Raw genomic sequence first — 16,276 nt, forward strand, 5'->3', positions numbered from 1 at the left:
AAGGAATGATCTCTGTGTTTTTTTGAAATGAGGAACGAAATGGAATAAGATTGGGAAAGTTATATCAATTAGAGAAAGAATCATCTTGTACATAAAGGTAACGTACTTTATCTACATTTAACTTAGAGGAATAAGTAGCTTTTTCTCTATTTTCAAAGAAGGTTTGAGCTACTTTAGGGAATAGAGCATAGCTTAAAACATCTTCTTCTGAGTGAGCAAGTGTACCAATTTCTTGGCGATACTTTGAAAGTTCAGGCTCAATTAAATCAGCAGGACGACAAGTGATGAGGGGAATATCACCAATTGCCTTAGCTCTTACTTCAGGATTGACAGGAGCAGGTACTTTACCATATTCACCACGAAGCAAGCCTTTAGATTCTTTTGTAAATACTTTGTAGCGTTCCCCAGATAAGACATTAAGTACAGCTTGAGAACCTACAATTTGACTAGTTGGAGTGACAAGAGGAGGATAACCAAAGTCTTTTCGGACACGAGGGATTTCTTCCAAGACTTGGTAGTATTTATCTTGAGCTTTTGCATCCTTAAGTTGAGAAATGAGGTTGGATAGCATGCCACCTGGAACTTGATAGAGGAGGGTGTTGGTATCAACAGATAGAACTTTTGAATCAAGGTAACCTTCTTCTTTAAGCTTAGCTGCTACGGTACGAAAATGGCTAGCAGCTAGGCTTAATTTTTCTAGTGAAAGACCCGTATCATAATCAGTACCTTTTAAGGTAGCGACAAGTGACTCTGTGGTGGGTTGAGATGTACCATTTGCTAAGGGAGAAAGGGCGCAATCTACAATATCAACACCTGCTTGAATAGCTAAAAGATAAGTCATATCACCTGTACCCGTTGTATTATGTGTGTGTAGATGAATGGGAATAGAGAGATTTTCTTTAAGGCGTTTGACTAAGTTATAAGCTTCAAAAGGTAGGAGTAGATTTGCCATATCTTTAATACAAAGTACATCAGCTCCTTTTTTTTCTAGCTCAATAGCTAATTTAACAAAGTAGTCTTCATTATGAACGGGACTAGTTGTGTAACTTATGGCAGCCTCACATATACCACCATATTCTTTAACACATTTCATAGCCATTTCCATATTTCTAGTATCATTTAAAGCATCAAAAATACGTACAACATCAATACCATTTTCAATAGATTTCTTACAGAAAGCTTCTACTACATCATCTGCATAGTGTTTATAGCCCAGTATATTTTGCCCACGTAGTAGCATTTGAAGTTTAGTATTAGGCATATGTGCCTTAAGGGTACGTAGGCGTTCCCAAGGATCTTCATTTAAAAAACGCATACAAGCATCAAAGGTAGCACCGCCCCAACACTCAAGGGACCAATAGCCTATCTCATCTAATAACTTACATGCAGGAAGCATATCTTCTATACGCATACGTGTAGCAGCTTGAGACTGATGTGCATCTCTTAAGATTGTATCTGTAATATAAATTTTTTGACTCATAAGTACCATCTCCTTTAACCGAAAAGTGCAAGTAGAACACCTGCAGCAATAGCAGAACCAATAACACCAGCTACATTTGGACCCATAGCATGCATTAATAAGAAGTTACCTGGATTTTCTTTTTGACCAACTACTTGTGAGACACGTGCTGCCATTGGAACAGCGGATACCCCTGCTGAACCAATAAGTGGATTGATCTTATTTTTAAGGAAGAGATTCATAAACTTAGCAAGAAGCACACCACCGGCAGTACCAATAGCAAAGGCTGTTACGCCCATAACTAGTATCTTAAGTGTGGAAGTACTTAAGAAAGTAGACGCAGTTGCAGTTGCACCTACAGAAATACCAAGGAAGATAGTAACCACATTAATAAGTCCATTTTGTGCTGTTTTACTTAAACGGTCTACAACACCACACTCTCTAAAAAGGTTGCCAAGCATTAATGTACCTACTAGAGGTGTAGCAGAAGGTACAAGAAGCGCAATGAATATGGTTACGACAAAAGGAAAGACAACCTTTTCCATTTTAGAGACAGGACGAAGTTCTCTCATTTCAATTTGTCGTTCTTTCTTAGTTGTTAAGGCTTTCATAATAGGTGGTTGAATAACGGGCACAAGGGCCATATAAGAATAGGCAGCTACTGCAATAGGACCAAGTAGGTGAGGCGCAAGTTTGGTTGTAACAAAGATAGCAGTAGGACCGTCTGCACCACCGATAATACCAATAGAGCTTGCTTCAGCAGGTGTGAAGCCTAAATATCTAGCGCCAACAAAGGTTAAGAATATACCAAGTTGGGCAGCAGCTCCTAAGAGGAGGCTTTTGGGATTAGCAATAAGTGGGCCAAAGTCTGTCATAGCACCTACCCCTAAGAAAATAAGGCAAGGATAAATACCTAGTTTTACACCTAAATATAAAAAGTCTACTAAACCTGGCGTAATACCTGAGTGACCTCCAAATAAATCCCAATGCACATAGCCATCTGCAAATAGAATTTCATGATACATTTCGGCACCAGGTAAGTTAGTAATCAACATACCAAAAGCAATGGGAAGAAGCAAAAGCGGTTCAAAGCCTTTGACAATAGCCAGATAAGCTAAGAAGCAAGCGATAAAGAGCATAATAATGACTTTAGGATCTTCCATAATAAGAGAAAAACCTGATTGATTAAGAAAATTTATAAAGGTTTCCATTGTATGTATCTCCTTTTAGATAAGTACTATTGAATTTCACAAAGGAGTGTACCAGATTCCACTGTTGCTCCCTTTGTGAAATGAAGTGCACAGATTTTACCATCTTTAGGTGCAAGAATTTCATTTTCCATTTTCATGGCTTCAAGAATCATAAGTGTATCACCTTTTTTGACAGTTGCACCAAGGGAAACATTAATGGCTAAAAGCGTACCAGGCATAGGGCTAGTAATTTTAGTGACAGAGGAATTAGTAGATGGGGTAGGGCTTACATTAGATGGTGAGGTTGAAGAGGCACTAGAAGTAGAGGAGATGTTTTGAGAAGGGACTTCACCAAGGAGTTCTACAGTGATTTCATAATCAGTTCCATTAACATTAACTTTATACTTTTTCATAGCATGACACCTTCCTTATAGTTTTTTAATAGAAACAATTCGAATACCGCTAACTTCTTCGCCTAAATCCTCAGCAATAGCACAAGAGACAGCAGCAACAAACTCTTGATGATTGGGAATAGACGAAGAAGCTGATGGAGTAGATGAAGTAGGGGCGGGAGGGGTATGGGTGGGCTGAACTTTTTGACATAAGAAGCTCATCAGCATACAAAGTAGAATAATACAAATTAAGCAAGCGAATACAGTTCCCATCCCCATAAGGCATACAAATAAATTTGAGGGTTCCATAGAATATCTCCTTTTATAAAAATGTATTATGATATAAATTTGACAAGATTAGGATAGCATTACTTATAAGGCTATACAATAATAAAGCCCCTTTCTTAGCAGAATCTTAGCAAGAAAGGGGAAGAGGTTATGGATGAATATCTTCTTCAATCATTCTGTAACCTACACCAATTTCAGTAAAGATGAATTCAGGTTCGGCAGGATTACGCTCCATTTTACGTCTAATATTGGCCATATTTACACGTAAAATACGATTGTTTGTATCGGTATAGGGACCCCAAATATGGGCCATAATGGTATCGTAAGTTATGACTTTGCCTGAGTTTTCGGCAAGTAGTGATACAATTTTATACTCAACTTGAGTGAGGTGAATGTCTTGGTGATCAATAAGCACTAATCGTTTATCAAAATCAATTTCCAGCCTACCAGCTTTAAAAAGATGGGAAGTCATATGAGAGGAGGAAATGGTTTTATGACTATGACGAATGGCTGTACGGATACGTGCTAAGAGTTCAGAAGTACCAAAGGGTTTTGTAATATAGTCATCAGCTCCTAGATCTAGAGCATCTACTTTATCTTTTTCTTGTGTACGTGCAGAAATAATAATAATAGGAATATGAGACCAACTACGTACATATTGAATCAATTCCATGCCATCTCTGTCTGGTAAGCCAAGATCAAGTAGTATAAGGTCAGGACAATGAGAAGCAATAAGTGCGAAAGCTTCAGAACCTGAATAAGCCTTAAAGGTTTTGTACTCTTGGGCTATCAAAGTAGTACAAATAAAGTCACAGATATTCTTTTCATCCTCTACAACTAAAATAGATAATTTATTAGGCATGATTAGGCCTCCTTTGGAAGTTTAAAAGAGAAGGTAGTGCCAATTGCATTAGGTGTTACCCATAGCGTACCATTATGTGCAACAATGATTGTTTGACAGATGGATAATCCAATACCAAATCCTTTTTTTGAATCAGGACTAGATGTGTTTAATGAATAGGTACCATCAAAGAGATGGTCAATATGTTCACTATTAATACCTATGCCATAATCTCGAACATGAAAAATAGCAGAGTCCATATCATGATCAACTGTACATTCTATAGGTTGGGTTGAATGTGCATGAATAATGGCATTTTCTAAAAGGTTGATAAGAACTTGTTCAATTAACATAGCGTCCATAGGAATCATCAAGAGTTCATCAGGCACTTTAACTGTAATAGATGCATCTGGAATCCGCTTCTTTAAACGAAAAATAGCTTCAGAAAGAACTTCTTCAACAGGCTCTAGAGACTTAGTAACCGTTGTAGAATTGTTATGTATACGGGTAACAGATAGAAGGTTTTCAACCATATTTAAGAGCCAATGTGCATCTTCATGAATATGTTGTACAAGATCTAATTGTTCATTAGGTTTTAGGCGTGATTCATGCTCTAGGTAAGTAGAACTGGCACCGATGATGCTTGTAAGAGGTGTACGTAAGTCATGTGATACAGCTCTTAATAAATTAGCACGCATTTTTTCTTTTTCAGCTTCTAATAAAAGTTTCTCTCTTTCATGAATAATACGTGACTGAGTTTTCATGTGTGAAGTCGTTGTACTTGTAATGAGTGCAATAGTAAGCATACCTATAAAGGTTAAAGGATACCCCTTTAAAGAAAAGTTAAGTTCGTAATAAGGATATGTGAAAAGGAAGTTAACACATACTACACCAACTAAAGAGGCTACAATACCAGGCCAGTAATGGGTGGTGAAACGTGCAATAAGAACAAGTGCAAGAATATATAAAATAGTAACATTAGCTACATTTTGGGTGACTAGATGAAAAAAGAAAGAAAATCCAGTGGCTGAAAGAAGTAATGTAGCAGTTATACAAAGATTGTATAAAGTTTCTTTAAGCTTTGAATTAAACATAAAACATCTCCTATCTTAATGATGATTAATTATACAATAATAAATAAAAAAGACAATAGCTTAGGACTGCTAAGAAACTGTTAAGAAGTTAGACAATCTATTGAGCAATAAGGAATCAGATGGTAAATTATAGAACATATATAAATAACACTCGCGAAGGAGAGAAATAATGAGTGGAGCATTTGTTAAACAAATATTAAAAGGTACCATAATTGGAGTAGCCAATATTATTCCAGGGGTAAGTGGTGGAACACTTGCAGTATCCATGGGGATTTATGACCAAATCATACAAGCCATTACACAATTTTTCAAACAACCTAAAAAGAGTATGAGAACTTTACTACCTTATGGAATAGGGGCTGTAGTAGGGATAATAGGATTGTCCTTTTGTATAGAATGGCTTTTTAAATACTATCCTTTAGAAACGAATTTATTCTTTATTGGACTTATTATAGGTGCATTGCCTATCTTATATAAAAAAGTTAAAGGCAAGCCAGTAAAAGGAAATTATATACTAGCTTTTTTAGTCATGTTTATCATTGTAGTAGGTATGAGCTTAATGAAAGGAAAGAGTGCAACACAAGAGATTTTAACGATGAGCATAGGCGGAGGAATAGAGCTATTTTTAGTTGGTATTATAGCTGCAGCCACAATGGTTATACCTGGAGTAAGTGGGTCTATGATTTTAGCACTTATGGGTTTTTATTTACCTATTATAGAAACCATTAACCACTGTATAAAAGGATTAATCCATTTAGACTGGGTAACCTGTATTGCCTCAGGAATGCCTCTTGTTCCATTTGGAATAGGTGTAGTTGTTGGGATTTTTCTTATAGCTAAAATAATAGAATTCCTTTTAGAACGATATGAGACATTAGTATACTGGGCTATTATAGGGCTAGTAATTGGATCATCTATTGCTATATGGATTACATCTGGAGTAGTTGTAAATGGTATCTTCAGCTGGATTACAGCGGCCCTATGTTTTGTATTAGGGAGTTTTATTGCCTACAACTTAGCCAAGTAGCCTCCTGTCCCTATTACACTCCTCAGGAATGTAATAGGGACAGGAGATATATAACCAAGGTCGTATAAGCAAGTGGAGAGCTATAAATCGTTATTCTACTTGCTTATTTTGTTTTTTAGAGCCGCTTGGTTTGAGAGATGGTTTATGCTTTAATGAGTAGAAGACTGTAGCTTTCCACATACAATATAAAAAGGACCATAGATATGGCCCTTTTTATATTGCTCTAAGCTTCTTCCATTTTAATACCAAGTTTTTTCTCATATTCTTTAACCGTTGCTAAATCTCTTGGTGTAAGAATCGAAAGAGAAGTCCCCTTGTTATGTCCTCGTGCACAACGACCTGCACGGTGAAGATAGTCATGAGCACTTGGTGGTAAATCCATGCTAAATACATGTGTGATATCTTGGATATCTAAACCACGAGCAGATAAGTCAGAAGAAACAAGTACTTCTAATTTACCACTTCTAAATTGGTCTAAAGTTTGTTTACGCTGTTCTTTTGTTTGTGATCCATATAAGCCACCAGCAAGTTTGCCATGGTAGTTAAGTTTTTCTACAGCAACTTCAACTTCGTGGTTATTGTTAAGGAATACAAGTGACTTTGTTGGGTTTTGAATATTAATCATCTTACGTAGTGTTTCAAACTTTTTACGAAATTCAGTTACAGTATAAAGATGAGTAATGTTTGGATTTAAAATCGTTTCAGTACACGCATTAAGCATAACTGGCTCTTTCATAAACTCTTTAGCACTAGCTAGAGTGAAAGGATTGATGGTTGCAGAAAAGAGCATGATTTGAGTATCTTTCATTACTGCTTTAATAATGTCTTTAATAGGATGACTTTGGTTTTTGTCTAAAAGATTATCTGCTTCATCTAAAACAATTGTTTTGATCGTATGAGCGGTAATCTTTTTCTTTTTCATAAGGTCTAAGATACGACCCGTTGAACCTACAATAATATGTGGTTTATTCTTTTTAAGCTTTTCAATTTGTTTTTCAATATTCATACCACCCATAATGGTTAGGCTAGTAATACCAGCATTAGATCCTTCATTAAGAAGTCTAATTTGCTCTTGAATTTGCATAACAAGTTCATGAGTAGGGGCTAAGATAAGTGCTTGTGTTTGTCTTAAAGATGGATTAATTTTCTCAAAAAGAGGAAGTAAGAAGGCAAGTGTTTTGCCACTTCCAGTATGTGCTTGAGCAATTAAATCTTTACCTTCTTTAGCCACTGGTAGCACTAAAGATTGAATTGGCATAGGTGATGTAATATTTTGTTTTGAAAGGCCGTTGATAAGTTCTTCAGATACGCCTAAGGCCTGAAATGTATTTTCCATAGTTGTGTATGCTCCTAGATTCAAAAATTTTACTAAATCCTATTATACACATTATAGTGTACGAGGGAAAGGACATGTTTACTCAAAAAGATGTTTAAGAATATCAATATAATCATGAATCTTTGTTTGATTTAAGATAAAGTAGACTTTATTTTGTTCTTTTTCACAGCTTATAAGTTCTAAACTGAGTAATGTTGAAACATGATGAGAAACGGTTGCATTACTAATGCCAAGTCGTTCAGCTAGCTGGCTTGCATAAAGACGTTCCTCTTTTAAGTAGCGTAAAATATCTAATTTACTAGAGTCGGCAATAGCTTTAAGAAAAGGTGTAAGATCCATTTCTTGCTTAACATAAGCATTACGCATTTCTATTAATCTACTAATATGAATGCCAAAGACAAGATGATCATAAGTACCAGCACCTAGAAAGTTTTCTAAGGTAAGGCTATTATAGGCACTAAGAGAAGGATAAATAATCATGTTACTATCAGGTGGTAAGGCAATATTCAAAGCATTTTTAAAATAGTCTATACCTTGTTGTTTAAGTGTTGCATCTAAAGCAGTAACAAAAGTATTTACGAGAGGCTTAGCTTCTTCTAGAAGTGGTGCAATAAGTTGGGCGGTTTCTTGTAGCACTTGGTACAATTCTGTAAGCAAGGTATCATACTGATAATAAACAAGTGTAATATGATATTTCTCTAAATCTGAAAGTTGCCCTAATTGCTCTATAAATTGAAACAGTTCCCTTTCGGTTTTTAAAGTAAAGGCATTAAAATCAGTTTTTAAATTTTCTAGAGAAGTACTAAGTAAAACAATTTGTTTTAAAAACTCAAAGCGTTCATCATCCGATAATGTCTTTAGATGTATCTGTAAAGCTTCAAAAGAAGTATCTAATGAAGGATAGAGAAAAAGGTTAGCAATACATTGCCCAGGATCTTCCCAATGTTTGAAAAAGAAGAAAAGACGTTCTTTGGTACAAGGGCAGTGTTCTTTTACAAGGTCATATAATTTACAAGGCAATGCTATCATAGAATCAAATTCTGCTTTTAACTCTGGATTATTTTTTAGAAGTGGCGCTTCTTTTTCTTTAGGATTAGATCCATTTGCTACTATGTTAAGTGCAAAGTAAGCTTCTAAAATAGGACTTAGTGTTTCGTGTAAGGTATAGTTCAATGATGTCACCTCTTATAATTCTCTTATAGTTTTGTTTAAACACATTATAATAAAGAGTATCATACCAAATAATCCAGTAAATAGAAAGATTTGATTAACATGCATCACTTTTGCCATGCCTGCAAAAATGAATGACCCAATAGGCGTTGCTAGCATAACCATACTGTTAAATAAAGAGCCAATACGTGCTAAATAGTTTTCTTCAACATGTTCTATAAAAGATACATTAACCGCTAAGCTAATAAGAGAGCAGCAACATCCAACGAGGAAAAGAAGAAGGATTAAGAGTCCCCAAATAAGCCAAAGTGGAAGATGTGGTCCATTAATAAAAAGTCCAACAAATAAAATCATCATAATAAACCAAGAGACAAGAAAAAGCTTATAACGTTTAACTTTATTACTAATAAAAGGATACAAATAAGAGCACACTGTCATACCAACGGTTAAAGAAATACTTGCTACTGAGAGAGCAATAGCATCTAGTTGTAGACTTTCATTGATATAGGCAGCTTGTAAAGATCCAATGGGGAAGATAACAACATTCATAAAGCTCCCAATAGCGCAGATAATGAGGATAAGCTTATGACCTTTAAAATATGTAAGCCCTTCTTGGAAGTCTTTCTTATAGCTTGAAAAGTTAATTGTACTTTTATTAGAAGTATCTACATCGTTTTTCGTTTTTAAGAAGCAAAGAATAAGACCTGATAAGAAGAAGGTAATAGCATCTACAACGAGAGCACCGCTAGTTCCCCAAAAGCCAATGATGACACCAGCTAACGCCATACCAATAATTTGAGAGACTTGGGATGCCGACTGATTCAAAGAAGTGGCAACGGTGTACTTCTCTTTAGAAATAATTTTAGGGTAGATTGCCATACTTGCAGGTAAGCCAAAGGCTTCTAAAGTTGACATTAAGAAAGTACATAGGGCAAGGGTCCAAGGGGAGAGTTCTCCAAATAAGAAGAGCATAGCAATGAGAAGAACGAGTAAACCACAACCAAAGTCTGTAAGAACCATAAGCATTTTTTTGTTGATGCGTTCAACAAGTGCACCAGCGAGTGGCTGAAAAAGAATAGTAGGGATAGCATTAATCCCCATGATAATAGCTAACCAGCTAGCAGAACCTGTAATTTCATAGGCCATCCAGCTAAATGCAATGGCATCTACAGAATCTCCGAAACGGCTAATATTATGTGCGATGAAAAGTTTCCAATATTCCTTTTCACCTTTTAATGCTTTGTAAGAATTATTGATGTTCATAAAAATACTACTTTAGATGGATATCTAATATTATGTGATGAGTATAAAATAAATTTAGATGATAGTCAAATTTAAATTTAGATTTTGGTGAAAAGGCATAGATAGAATAAAAAACTAGGGATATTGCATTAGGCAATATCCCTAGTTTTTATGTGAATCAAGTGATTTAAGATTCTTCAGTTTGAAGTTGTTTAAATGATCGTCTAAAGAGGTATAAGGTGTAGACTAAAGTAACTGCTTCACTAAAGAATACTGTAAGCCAAATACCTGCTTCTCCTAGTATAGAAGGAAGGAAGACAATACCTACGATAATGAAAGCCATTCCTCTAAGGAAAGAGATAAGAGCGGATGTTTTGGCATCTTCTAGTGCAGTAAAGTATGCAGAACCTAAAATGTTAATACCGTTGATGAGGAAGGCTAAACCATAAAGTTTAGTAGCCCATACGGTCATCTCAATAAGCTCAGGATCATTTGGTGCAAAGAGTAAAATAAGTGGTTTTCCAAATAAGAAGAGTCCACCTGTACAAATAATTCCAATAACGAGCATAACCTTAAAGGCTAAACGATTCAGTGCAATAATTCGCTCACTATTGTTAGCACCATAGTTATAGCCTGTAATCGGTGCAATACCTGTTGCAATTCCTAGAAGAAGTGCAACAACTAATGATGTTACATAAGTGATAATAGAAAAAGCAGAGACACCTACTTCACCTATTTGTTTTAAAAGTACAATATTGAAAATATAAGTTGAAAAAGCAACGGCAACTTCTGTTAATGCCTCGGAAGAACCATTATAGAAGAAACGTCCAATTTTCTTAATATCTATTGTACATTTAGTGAAATGAAGAATGTTAGATTTCTTGAAATATGGGAAGAAAGCAAGTAGGAATGAAACCATAAAAGCCAGTCCTGATGCAAATGCAGCACCAAAGACTCCCATGCCAAGTACCATAACAAATACATAGTCAAATACAATATTTAAGACAGAACCAATAACATTACAAAACATAGAATAATTAGGTTTACCCATATTACGAATACCGTTTGCAAGTAAGCCACCACCTGTAAATACAGGAACAAAGATACAAAGAATAACCAGGTATTCTTTAACCATAGGCATAAGTTCATCTGTTGCACCTAAGGCACGGCAAATAGGTTCTAAGAAAATAATTGTAATGAGTGAAACGGTAATAGATAAAGCCATTAATGTATAAAAAGCTAAACTAAAAGTTTTGCAAGCTTTATCTGCATGCCCTTGACCCAGTTCAATAGCAACAATAGTATTTGCACCAGCAGAAACCATAATACTAATAGCCATGGCTACACTGAAAAATGGCATAGCTATATTAATAGCAGCTAAGGCACTAGGCCCTACTGCTTGCCCTACGAAAATGCCATCCATCACTATGTATATAGAGAAGAAAAGCATAGCAATAATACTAGGAATTGAATATTTCAAGAAGAGTTTCCCGATGCGTTCGGTTCCAAGTTCTAAAGTATGATCCATCTGATAACCCCCTTTTAAAAAATTTTGCTCATCTTAATAGAATAAACCTTGGAGTAAGTCTAAGGTCAAGGTTTTTTTGCTAATTTTTAATGGGAATGAAAAGTTCATAGTATTCAACAGGTAATTCATCATGATGCTCAAAGGCAATACAACGAGCAAGAATATCACCGTTTAGAGTCAGTTCATGCTTTTCTAAATAGTTACGAATAAGTTCAAAATCTTCTTCTAAAATGGTTTCACCAATAGTTAAAATTGTACGAAGACATAAAGTGGGCTTGAGATAACTATAGTTTTTAGGATAGTGAGAAAATCTTTGTTCATCAGCAAGACCGCTTACAACTAATAAGTCAAATTGATTGTTAGTAGAAAAGGTATCTTTTGAAATAAGAGCAGAAAATACAGGGGCCTTAATATAAGGGGCCTCTTCCATTTCAGTCATAATATTCGAGTAATTAGGGTCAAACTCTGAAGATAGGGTCTTATAAACAAAAGAAGGGCTCATAATACAATCGATTTTTCTAAAATGCTGAGGTACCTTTTCAATATCTTCTTTGAAATAGTGTAGCTTAGATTTTAGATGTTGTAACTTTGCAAGACGTAAGTCTATAATTTGTTCTTGTCGTTCTAGAAGCTGCTTGAAACTTTCTAGAGAATTATTACATATGAGTAATTTGATTTCTTCTAATGGTAATTCTAGATCCTTTAAAACGAGAACATAAGTCAGTGTAAGAAGGTCTTCCTTTGTATAGTAACGATAATTATTTTGTGTAGACTTTTTTGGACTCACAAGCCCTAATTTATCATAATAGCGTAGTGTATCTTTACTTATAGGTAGGAGCTTTGCCACATCTCCAATTAAATAATGTTTCATCATTCACCTCAAATTTAGGCTTTAATTTTAAGTAAAACTTTTGATTTTAGAATACAAAAACAAGAAAAAAATTGCAAGCAAAGCTGTAAATGATAATTATTCTTAAAAATTTATTGACAATAGTTATCAACTAAGTGTATACTCACTAAGTGAAAAGAATTATCAATATCGAAAGAGACGGAACAAAATAATGAAACGTTTTCTATTAATTATACTTATGATTACATTATCTTTAGCATCACTTTTGATTGGTGCTACCAGTTTAAACACAGATGTATTCATTATTAGTCGTTTGCCACGTCTTGTGAGTTTGATTATGGCAGGAGTGGGAATGAGTATTAGTGGACTTATCATGCAACAATTAAGTCGCAACAAATTTGTATCACCTACAACTGGTGCGACAATAGATGCTGCACAGTTAGGAATAGTTATTGCAATGGTTATGATACCAGGTGCAACAATAGCTTTTAAAACAGGGATGGCATTTATTTTTTCACTTGTTGGTACAGTAACATTTATGGTTATTATTCGTAAAATAACCTTCAAAAATGTAGTATTTGTTCCATTAGTAGGGATTATGTTTGGGAACATTATTGGATCTATTACCACTTTTATTGCTTATAAGTATGACATTATGCAAAATGTAAGCGCTTGGATGCAAGGTGATTTTTCTATGATTTTAAAAGGAAACTATGAGATGCTTTATCTTTGTATACCACTTGTAATGATTGCATTCATCTATGCAAATCATTTTAATATTGCTGGTATGGGTGAAGACTTTGCAACCAACTTAGGGGTGAACTATAACCGTATTTTATATATGGGATTAGGTGTTGTAGCACTGGTAACAGCAAGTGTTGTTATTACGGTTGGAAGTATTCCTTTTATAGGACTTATTGTTCCTAATATTGTTTCACTTTATAAAGGTGATCGTATAAAAGGAACGCTTATTGATACAGCATTAATTGGGGCAGTATTTTTACTTGCTTGTGATATAGTAGGGCGTATTGTGATTTATCCTTATGAGATTTCAATAGGACTTACAGTAGGTGTAGTGGGAAGCGTTATCTTTTTATATTTAATTTTAAGGAGGAAAAACTATGCAAGCTAAACGTAAAATAGGTTGGCTCACAGGGTTACTCATCGTTGGCATTGTATTATTCCTCTTTGTGGGAGTGGAATGGTCATATTTTGACTATGCCATGAAAAATCGTATTCCTAAAGTATTTGCAATGTTACTTAGTGCCTTTTGTATAGGTGGTGCAACAGTAGTGTTTCAAACCATTAGTAATAACCATATTTTAACACCAAGTATACTAGGGTTAGACTCTCTTTATGTATTAGTTCAAACCTTTATCGTTTTTGTACTAGGTTCAACTAGCCCACTTATTGTTAACAAACAATATAATTTTATGATTGCTTTAACTGTTATGATCTTTGCTTCAGTTGCACTATATAAAGTGCTTTTTGAAAGAGGTAAAGGCGATCTCATGTTCTTACTTCTTGTGGGGATGATCTTTGGAACTTTGTTTGGAAGCCTATCATCCTTTATGCAACGTGTAATTGATCCAAATGAATTTTTAGCTTTGCAAAATAATTTATTTGCCAGTTTTAATAACATACATACATCTATTCTTACTATAGCAATTATTATTATGCTTTTACTCATTCCGTTTGTATGGGATGACTTAAAATACTTAGATGTTATGACATTAGGAAGAGACCATGCAATTAACTTAGGGGTTGATTATGATAGGATTGTAAAAAAATTAATAGTGGTTGTTACTATCCTTATCTCCATTTCAACCGCTTTAATTGGGCCGATTACTTTCCTTGGGCTATTAGTTGTAAATGTGGCAAGACAAATTTTAAAGACATATAAACATAGTTATTTAATACTAGGTTCAATGATGCTTGGCGGTATTACCTTACTTTATGGGCAGTTGATTGTTGAACAAGTATTAGGCTTTACAACAACTTTAAGTGTAGTTGTGAATTTAATAGGTGGTCTGTACTTTATCTACCTTTTATTGAAGGAGAGCAAACAAACATGAAAATATTAAACCTCATAAAAAAATACGGCAAACAAACAGTAGTAGGAGATGTCTCTGTAACTATTCCAAAAGGTCAAGTAACATCCTTTATTGGCCCTAACGGAGCAGGTAAAAGTACAGTACTTGGAATGATTACAAGACTCATTGCTAGAGATAATGGTGAAGTTATGTTAGATGGGCAATCACTAGAAGCCTATAAGAGCAACGACTTAGCGAAAAAGTTAGCGATACTTAAGCAATCTAATCATCATCACCTTAAGCTCACTATTCGAGAACTCGTAAGCTTTGGGAGATTCCCACATTCTGCAGGTCGTTTGACACCAGAAGATGAGAAGCAAATAGATGAGGCAATTCATTATATGGAGCTTACAGATATAGAACATAAATATTTAGATGAATTAAGTGGGGGCCAAAGACAACGTGCTTATATTGCAATGGTTATTGCCCAAGATACAGAATATGTTTTATTAGACGAACCTCTTAATAATCTGGATATGCACCATTCGGTAAAAATGATGCAAGTCATTAGAAAGTTAGCCCATGAGTTAGGTAAGACAGTGATTATCGTTATGCATGATATAAACTTTGCTTCTTGCTATTCTGATTATATTGTTGCTTTTAAAAAAGGTCGTGTAGCAGCAGCAGGTAAAACAGAAGAAATTATCAAAAAACAAGTTTTAGAAGAAATTTATGAGATGAATTTTGACATTCATAGTCTGAATGGACAAAACATTTGTGTGTATTATTAATAAAAAGAAAGAAAAGAGGGATTTAGAATGAATAAAAAAGTAGGGATAATTGTAGGAGGTATTATTCTCCTTATAATAGCAGGATTTGTAGCATTAAAAGGTATGGGAGGTACAGCCTCAGTAGAAGGAGCAGGAGATGCAACTGAAATTTTAACAGTAACACATACTTTAGGAGAAACTCCTGTAGCTAAAAATCCTAAAAAAGTTGTTGTATTTGAACTTGGTATTTTAGATGCACTTCAAGAACTTGGATTAGAAGAAGTTGTTGCAGCAGTTCCAACAGATAGTTTAACATCATATCTTGAAGGTTTTAACACAGAAGATATTGTAAATGTAGGTTCAGTAAAAGAACCAGATATGGAAAAAATCTATGGTGTACAACCAGACCTTATTATCATTGGTGGTAGACAAGCAAGTTTATATGAAAAATTAAGTGAGATTGCACCTACTATTTCTATGGCAATAGACAATACACAGTACATTAATTCATTTAGAGATAACATGACACTTATTGGTGAACTTTTTGGAGTAGAAAAAGAAGTTGAAACAAGATTACAAGCTATAGAAGAAAAAATGGCTATTGTAGCTGAAAAGGTAAAAGCAGAAGATGCAAATGCTCTTATTACACTTGTAAATGATGGATCAGTTAATGCATATGGAAACAATTCACGTTTTTCATTCATTAATGATTTAGGATTTGGCAATGTTGATACAACATTAGAAGATGCAACACATGGACAAACGATTTCATTTGAATATATTTTAGAGAAAAACCCAGAATTCTTATTTGTACTTGATCGAGGAGCAATTATGGGTGATGCAACACCTGCTAAAGAAATTATTGAAAATGAACTTGTGAAAAAGACACAAGCTTATGAAAAAGGACAAATCGTATATTTAAGTCCTGAGCCATGGTATTTATCAGGTGGTGGATTTACTTCTACACAACTTATGTTAGAAGATATTGCAACAGCAATTGGTGCCGAGATTCAATAATCCGAAAGGATTAATATTGCGAAACCAAGAAAATATGCT

16 protein-coding genes are annotated in these 16,276 nt (G+C 34.7%); 5 read left to right on the plus strand and 11 right to left on the minus strand.

The annotated features are described in order from the left end of the window. Positions 1–64 precede the first annotated feature (64 nt). The 6 genes from PBV87_RS02320 to PBV87_RS02345 all read right to left on the minus strand — a co-directional run bounded on the left by PBV87_RS02320 (position 65) and on the right by PBV87_RS02345 (position 5,264). Complete coding sequence (locus PBV87_RS02320; RefSeq protein ID WP_416388412.1) at positions 65–1,489, minus strand: oxaloacetate decarboxylase subunit alpha; 1,425 nt, start codon at positions 1,487–1,489, stop codon at positions 65–67. 5 nt (positions 1,490–1,494) lie between these two features. Then, a complete protein-coding gene (locus tag PBV87_RS02325; protein ID WP_271011047.1) occupies positions 1,495–2,622 on the minus strand; it encodes a sodium ion-translocating decarboxylase subunit beta in 1,128 nt (375 codons plus the stop codon). 74 nt (positions 2,623–2,696) lie between these two features. Further along, positions 2,697–3,062, minus strand: a complete 366-nt coding sequence (locus PBV87_RS02330) for a biotin/lipoyl-containing protein (protein ID WP_271011000.1) — start codon at positions 3,060–3,062, stop codon at positions 2,697–2,699. A gap of 15 nt (positions 3,063–3,077) precedes the next feature. Next, complete coding sequence (locus PBV87_RS02335; protein WP_271011001.1) at positions 3,078–3,350, minus strand: OadG family protein; 273 nt, start codon at positions 3,348–3,350, stop codon at positions 3,078–3,080. A gap of 127 nt (positions 3,351–3,477) precedes the next feature. Beyond that, positions 3,478–4,191 (minus strand): response regulator, encoded by a 714-nt coding sequence (locus PBV87_RS02340; protein ID WP_271011002.1) that lies wholly within the window; start codon positions 4,189–4,191, stop codon positions 3,478–3,480. Between the two features lie 2 nt (positions 4,192–4,193). Next, a complete protein-coding gene (locus PBV87_RS02345; protein ID WP_271011003.1) occupies positions 4,194–5,264 on the minus strand; it encodes a sensor histidine kinase in 1,071 nt (356 codons plus the stop codon). Positions 5,265–5,433: 169 nt separating this feature from the next. Between PBV87_RS02345 and PBV87_RS02350 the strand changes: the two genes are divergently transcribed. Beyond that, positions 5,434–6,291, plus strand: a complete 858-nt coding sequence (locus tag PBV87_RS02350) for a DUF368 domain-containing protein (protein WP_271011004.1) — start codon at positions 5,434–5,436, stop codon at positions 6,289–6,291. Between the two features lie 223 nt (positions 6,292–6,514). Here PBV87_RS02350 and PBV87_RS02355 read toward each other — a convergent pair whose 3' ends face one another. The 5 genes from PBV87_RS02355 to PBV87_RS02375 all read right to left on the minus strand — a co-directional run bounded on the left by PBV87_RS02355 (position 6,515) and on the right by PBV87_RS02375 (position 12,438). After that, on the minus strand, positions 6,515–7,627 hold the full coding sequence (locus PBV87_RS02355; protein ID WP_271011005.1) for a DEAD/DEAH box helicase: 1,113 nt from the start codon (positions 7,625–7,627) through the stop codon (positions 6,515–6,517). 78 nt (positions 7,628–7,705) lie between these two features. Next, complete coding sequence (locus PBV87_RS02360; protein WP_271011006.1) at positions 7,706–8,800, minus strand: ArsR/SmtB family transcription factor; 1,095 nt, start codon at positions 8,798–8,800, stop codon at positions 7,706–7,708. A gap of 12 nt (positions 8,801–8,812) precedes the next feature. After that, a complete protein-coding gene (locus PBV87_RS02365; RefSeq protein WP_271011007.1) occupies positions 8,813–10,060 on the minus strand; it encodes an MFS transporter in 1,248 nt (415 codons plus the stop codon). A gap of 166 nt (positions 10,061–10,226) precedes the next feature. Further along, positions 10,227–11,567, minus strand: coding sequence for an MATE family efflux transporter (locus PBV87_RS02370; RefSeq protein ID WP_053985852.1), 1,341 nt, complete (start codon positions 11,565–11,567; stop codon positions 10,227–10,229). Between the two features lie 79 nt (positions 11,568–11,646). Next, a complete protein-coding gene (locus tag PBV87_RS02375) occupies positions 11,647–12,438 on the minus strand; it encodes a helix-turn-helix domain-containing protein (protein WP_271011008.1) in 792 nt (263 codons plus the stop codon). 190 nt (positions 12,439–12,628) lie between these two features. Here PBV87_RS02375 and PBV87_RS02380 point away from each other — a divergent pair, with 190 nt between their 5' ends. From PBV87_RS02380 to PBV87_RS02395, 4 genes are read left to right on the plus strand one after another with little or no spacing between them, the layout of a single operon-like run. Then, the gene (locus PBV87_RS02380) at positions 12,629–13,549 is read left to right on the plus strand and encodes an ABC transporter permease (RefSeq protein ID WP_053985850.1); all 921 of its coding nucleotides are present in this window, start codon (positions 12,629–12,631) and stop codon (positions 13,547–13,549) included. Continuing rightward, on the plus strand, positions 13,539–14,492 hold the full coding sequence (locus PBV87_RS02385; protein WP_271011009.1) for an iron chelate uptake ABC transporter family permease subunit: 954 nt from the start codon (positions 13,539–13,541) through the stop codon (positions 14,490–14,492). The genes PBV87_RS02380 and PBV87_RS02385 overlap by 11 nt, the downstream gene beginning before the upstream one ends. Further along, positions 14,489–15,241 (plus strand): iron ABC transporter ATP-binding protein, encoded by a 753-nt coding sequence (locus PBV87_RS02390; RefSeq protein WP_271011010.1) that lies wholly within the window; start codon positions 14,489–14,491, stop codon positions 15,239–15,241. The genes PBV87_RS02385 and PBV87_RS02390 overlap by 4 nt, the downstream gene beginning before the upstream one ends. Before the next feature lie 27 nt (positions 15,242–15,268). Next, positions 15,269–16,237 carry a siderophore ABC transporter substrate-binding protein gene (locus PBV87_RS02395; protein ID WP_271011011.1) on the plus strand — a complete coding sequence of 323 codons (969 nt, stop codon included), beginning with the start codon at positions 15,269–15,271 and terminating at the stop codon, positions 16,235–16,237. Positions 16,238–16,276 lie beyond the last annotated feature (39 nt).

The organism is Holtiella tumoricola (assembly GCF_027857615.1).
Lineage (GTDB): Bacteria > Bacillota > Clostridia > Lachnospirales > Cellulosilyticaceae > Holtiella > Holtiella tumoricola.

Bases quoted from the DNA above. Each gene is read 5' to 3' on its own strand.
- PBV87_RS02320 (WP_416388412.1), bottom strand. From the start codon at position 1,489: ATGGTACTTATGAGTCAAAAAATTTATATTACAGATACAATCTTAAGA.
- PBV87_RS02325 (WP_271011047.1), bottom strand. From the start codon at position 2,622: ATGGAAGATCCTAAAGTCATTATTATGCTCTTTATCGCTTGCTTCTTA.
- PBV87_RS02330 (WP_271011000.1), bottom strand. From the start codon at position 3,062: ATGAAAAAGTATAAAGTTAATGTTAATGGAACTGATTATGAAATCACT.
- PBV87_RS02335 (WP_271011001.1), bottom strand. From the start codon at position 3,350: ATGGAACCCTCAAATTTATTTGTATGCCTTATGGGGATGGGAACTGTA.
- PBV87_RS02340 (WP_271011002.1), bottom strand. From the start codon at position 4,191: ATGCCTAATAAATTATCTATTTTAGTTGTAGAGGATGAAAAGAATATC.
- PBV87_RS02345 (WP_271011003.1), bottom strand. From the start codon at position 5,264: ATGTTTAATTCAAAGCTTAAAGAAACTTTATACAATCTTTGTATAACT.
- PBV87_RS02350 (WP_271011004.1), top strand. From the start codon at position 5,434: ATGAGTGGAGCATTTGTTAAACAAATATTAAAAGGTACCATAATTGGA.
- PBV87_RS02355 (WP_271011005.1), bottom strand. From the start codon at position 7,627: ATGGAAAATACATTTCAGGCCTTAGGCGTATCTGAAGAACTTATCAAC.
- PBV87_RS02365 (WP_271011007.1), bottom strand. From the start codon at position 10,060: ATGAACATCAATAATTCTTACAAAGCATTAAAAGGTGAAAAGGAATAT.
- PBV87_RS02370 (WP_053985852.1), bottom strand. From the start codon at position 11,567: ATGGATCATACTTTAGAACTTGGAACCGAACGCATCGGGAAACTCTTC.
- PBV87_RS02375 (WP_271011008.1), bottom strand. From the start codon at position 12,438: ATGAAACATTATTTAATTGGAGATGTGGCAAAGCTCCTACCTATAAGT.
- PBV87_RS02380 (WP_053985850.1), top strand. From the start codon at position 12,629: ATGAAACGTTTTCTATTAATTATACTTATGATTACATTATCTTTAGCA.
- PBV87_RS02385 (WP_271011009.1), top strand. From the start codon at position 13,539: ATGCAAGCTAAACGTAAAATAGGTTGGCTCACAGGGTTACTCATCGTT.
- PBV87_RS02390 (WP_271011010.1), top strand. From the start codon at position 14,489: ATGAAAATATTAAACCTCATAAAAAAATACGGCAAACAAACAGTAGTA.
- PBV87_RS02395 (WP_271011011.1), top strand. From the start codon at position 15,269: ATGAATAAAAAAGTAGGGATAATTGTAGGAGGTATTATTCTCCTTATA.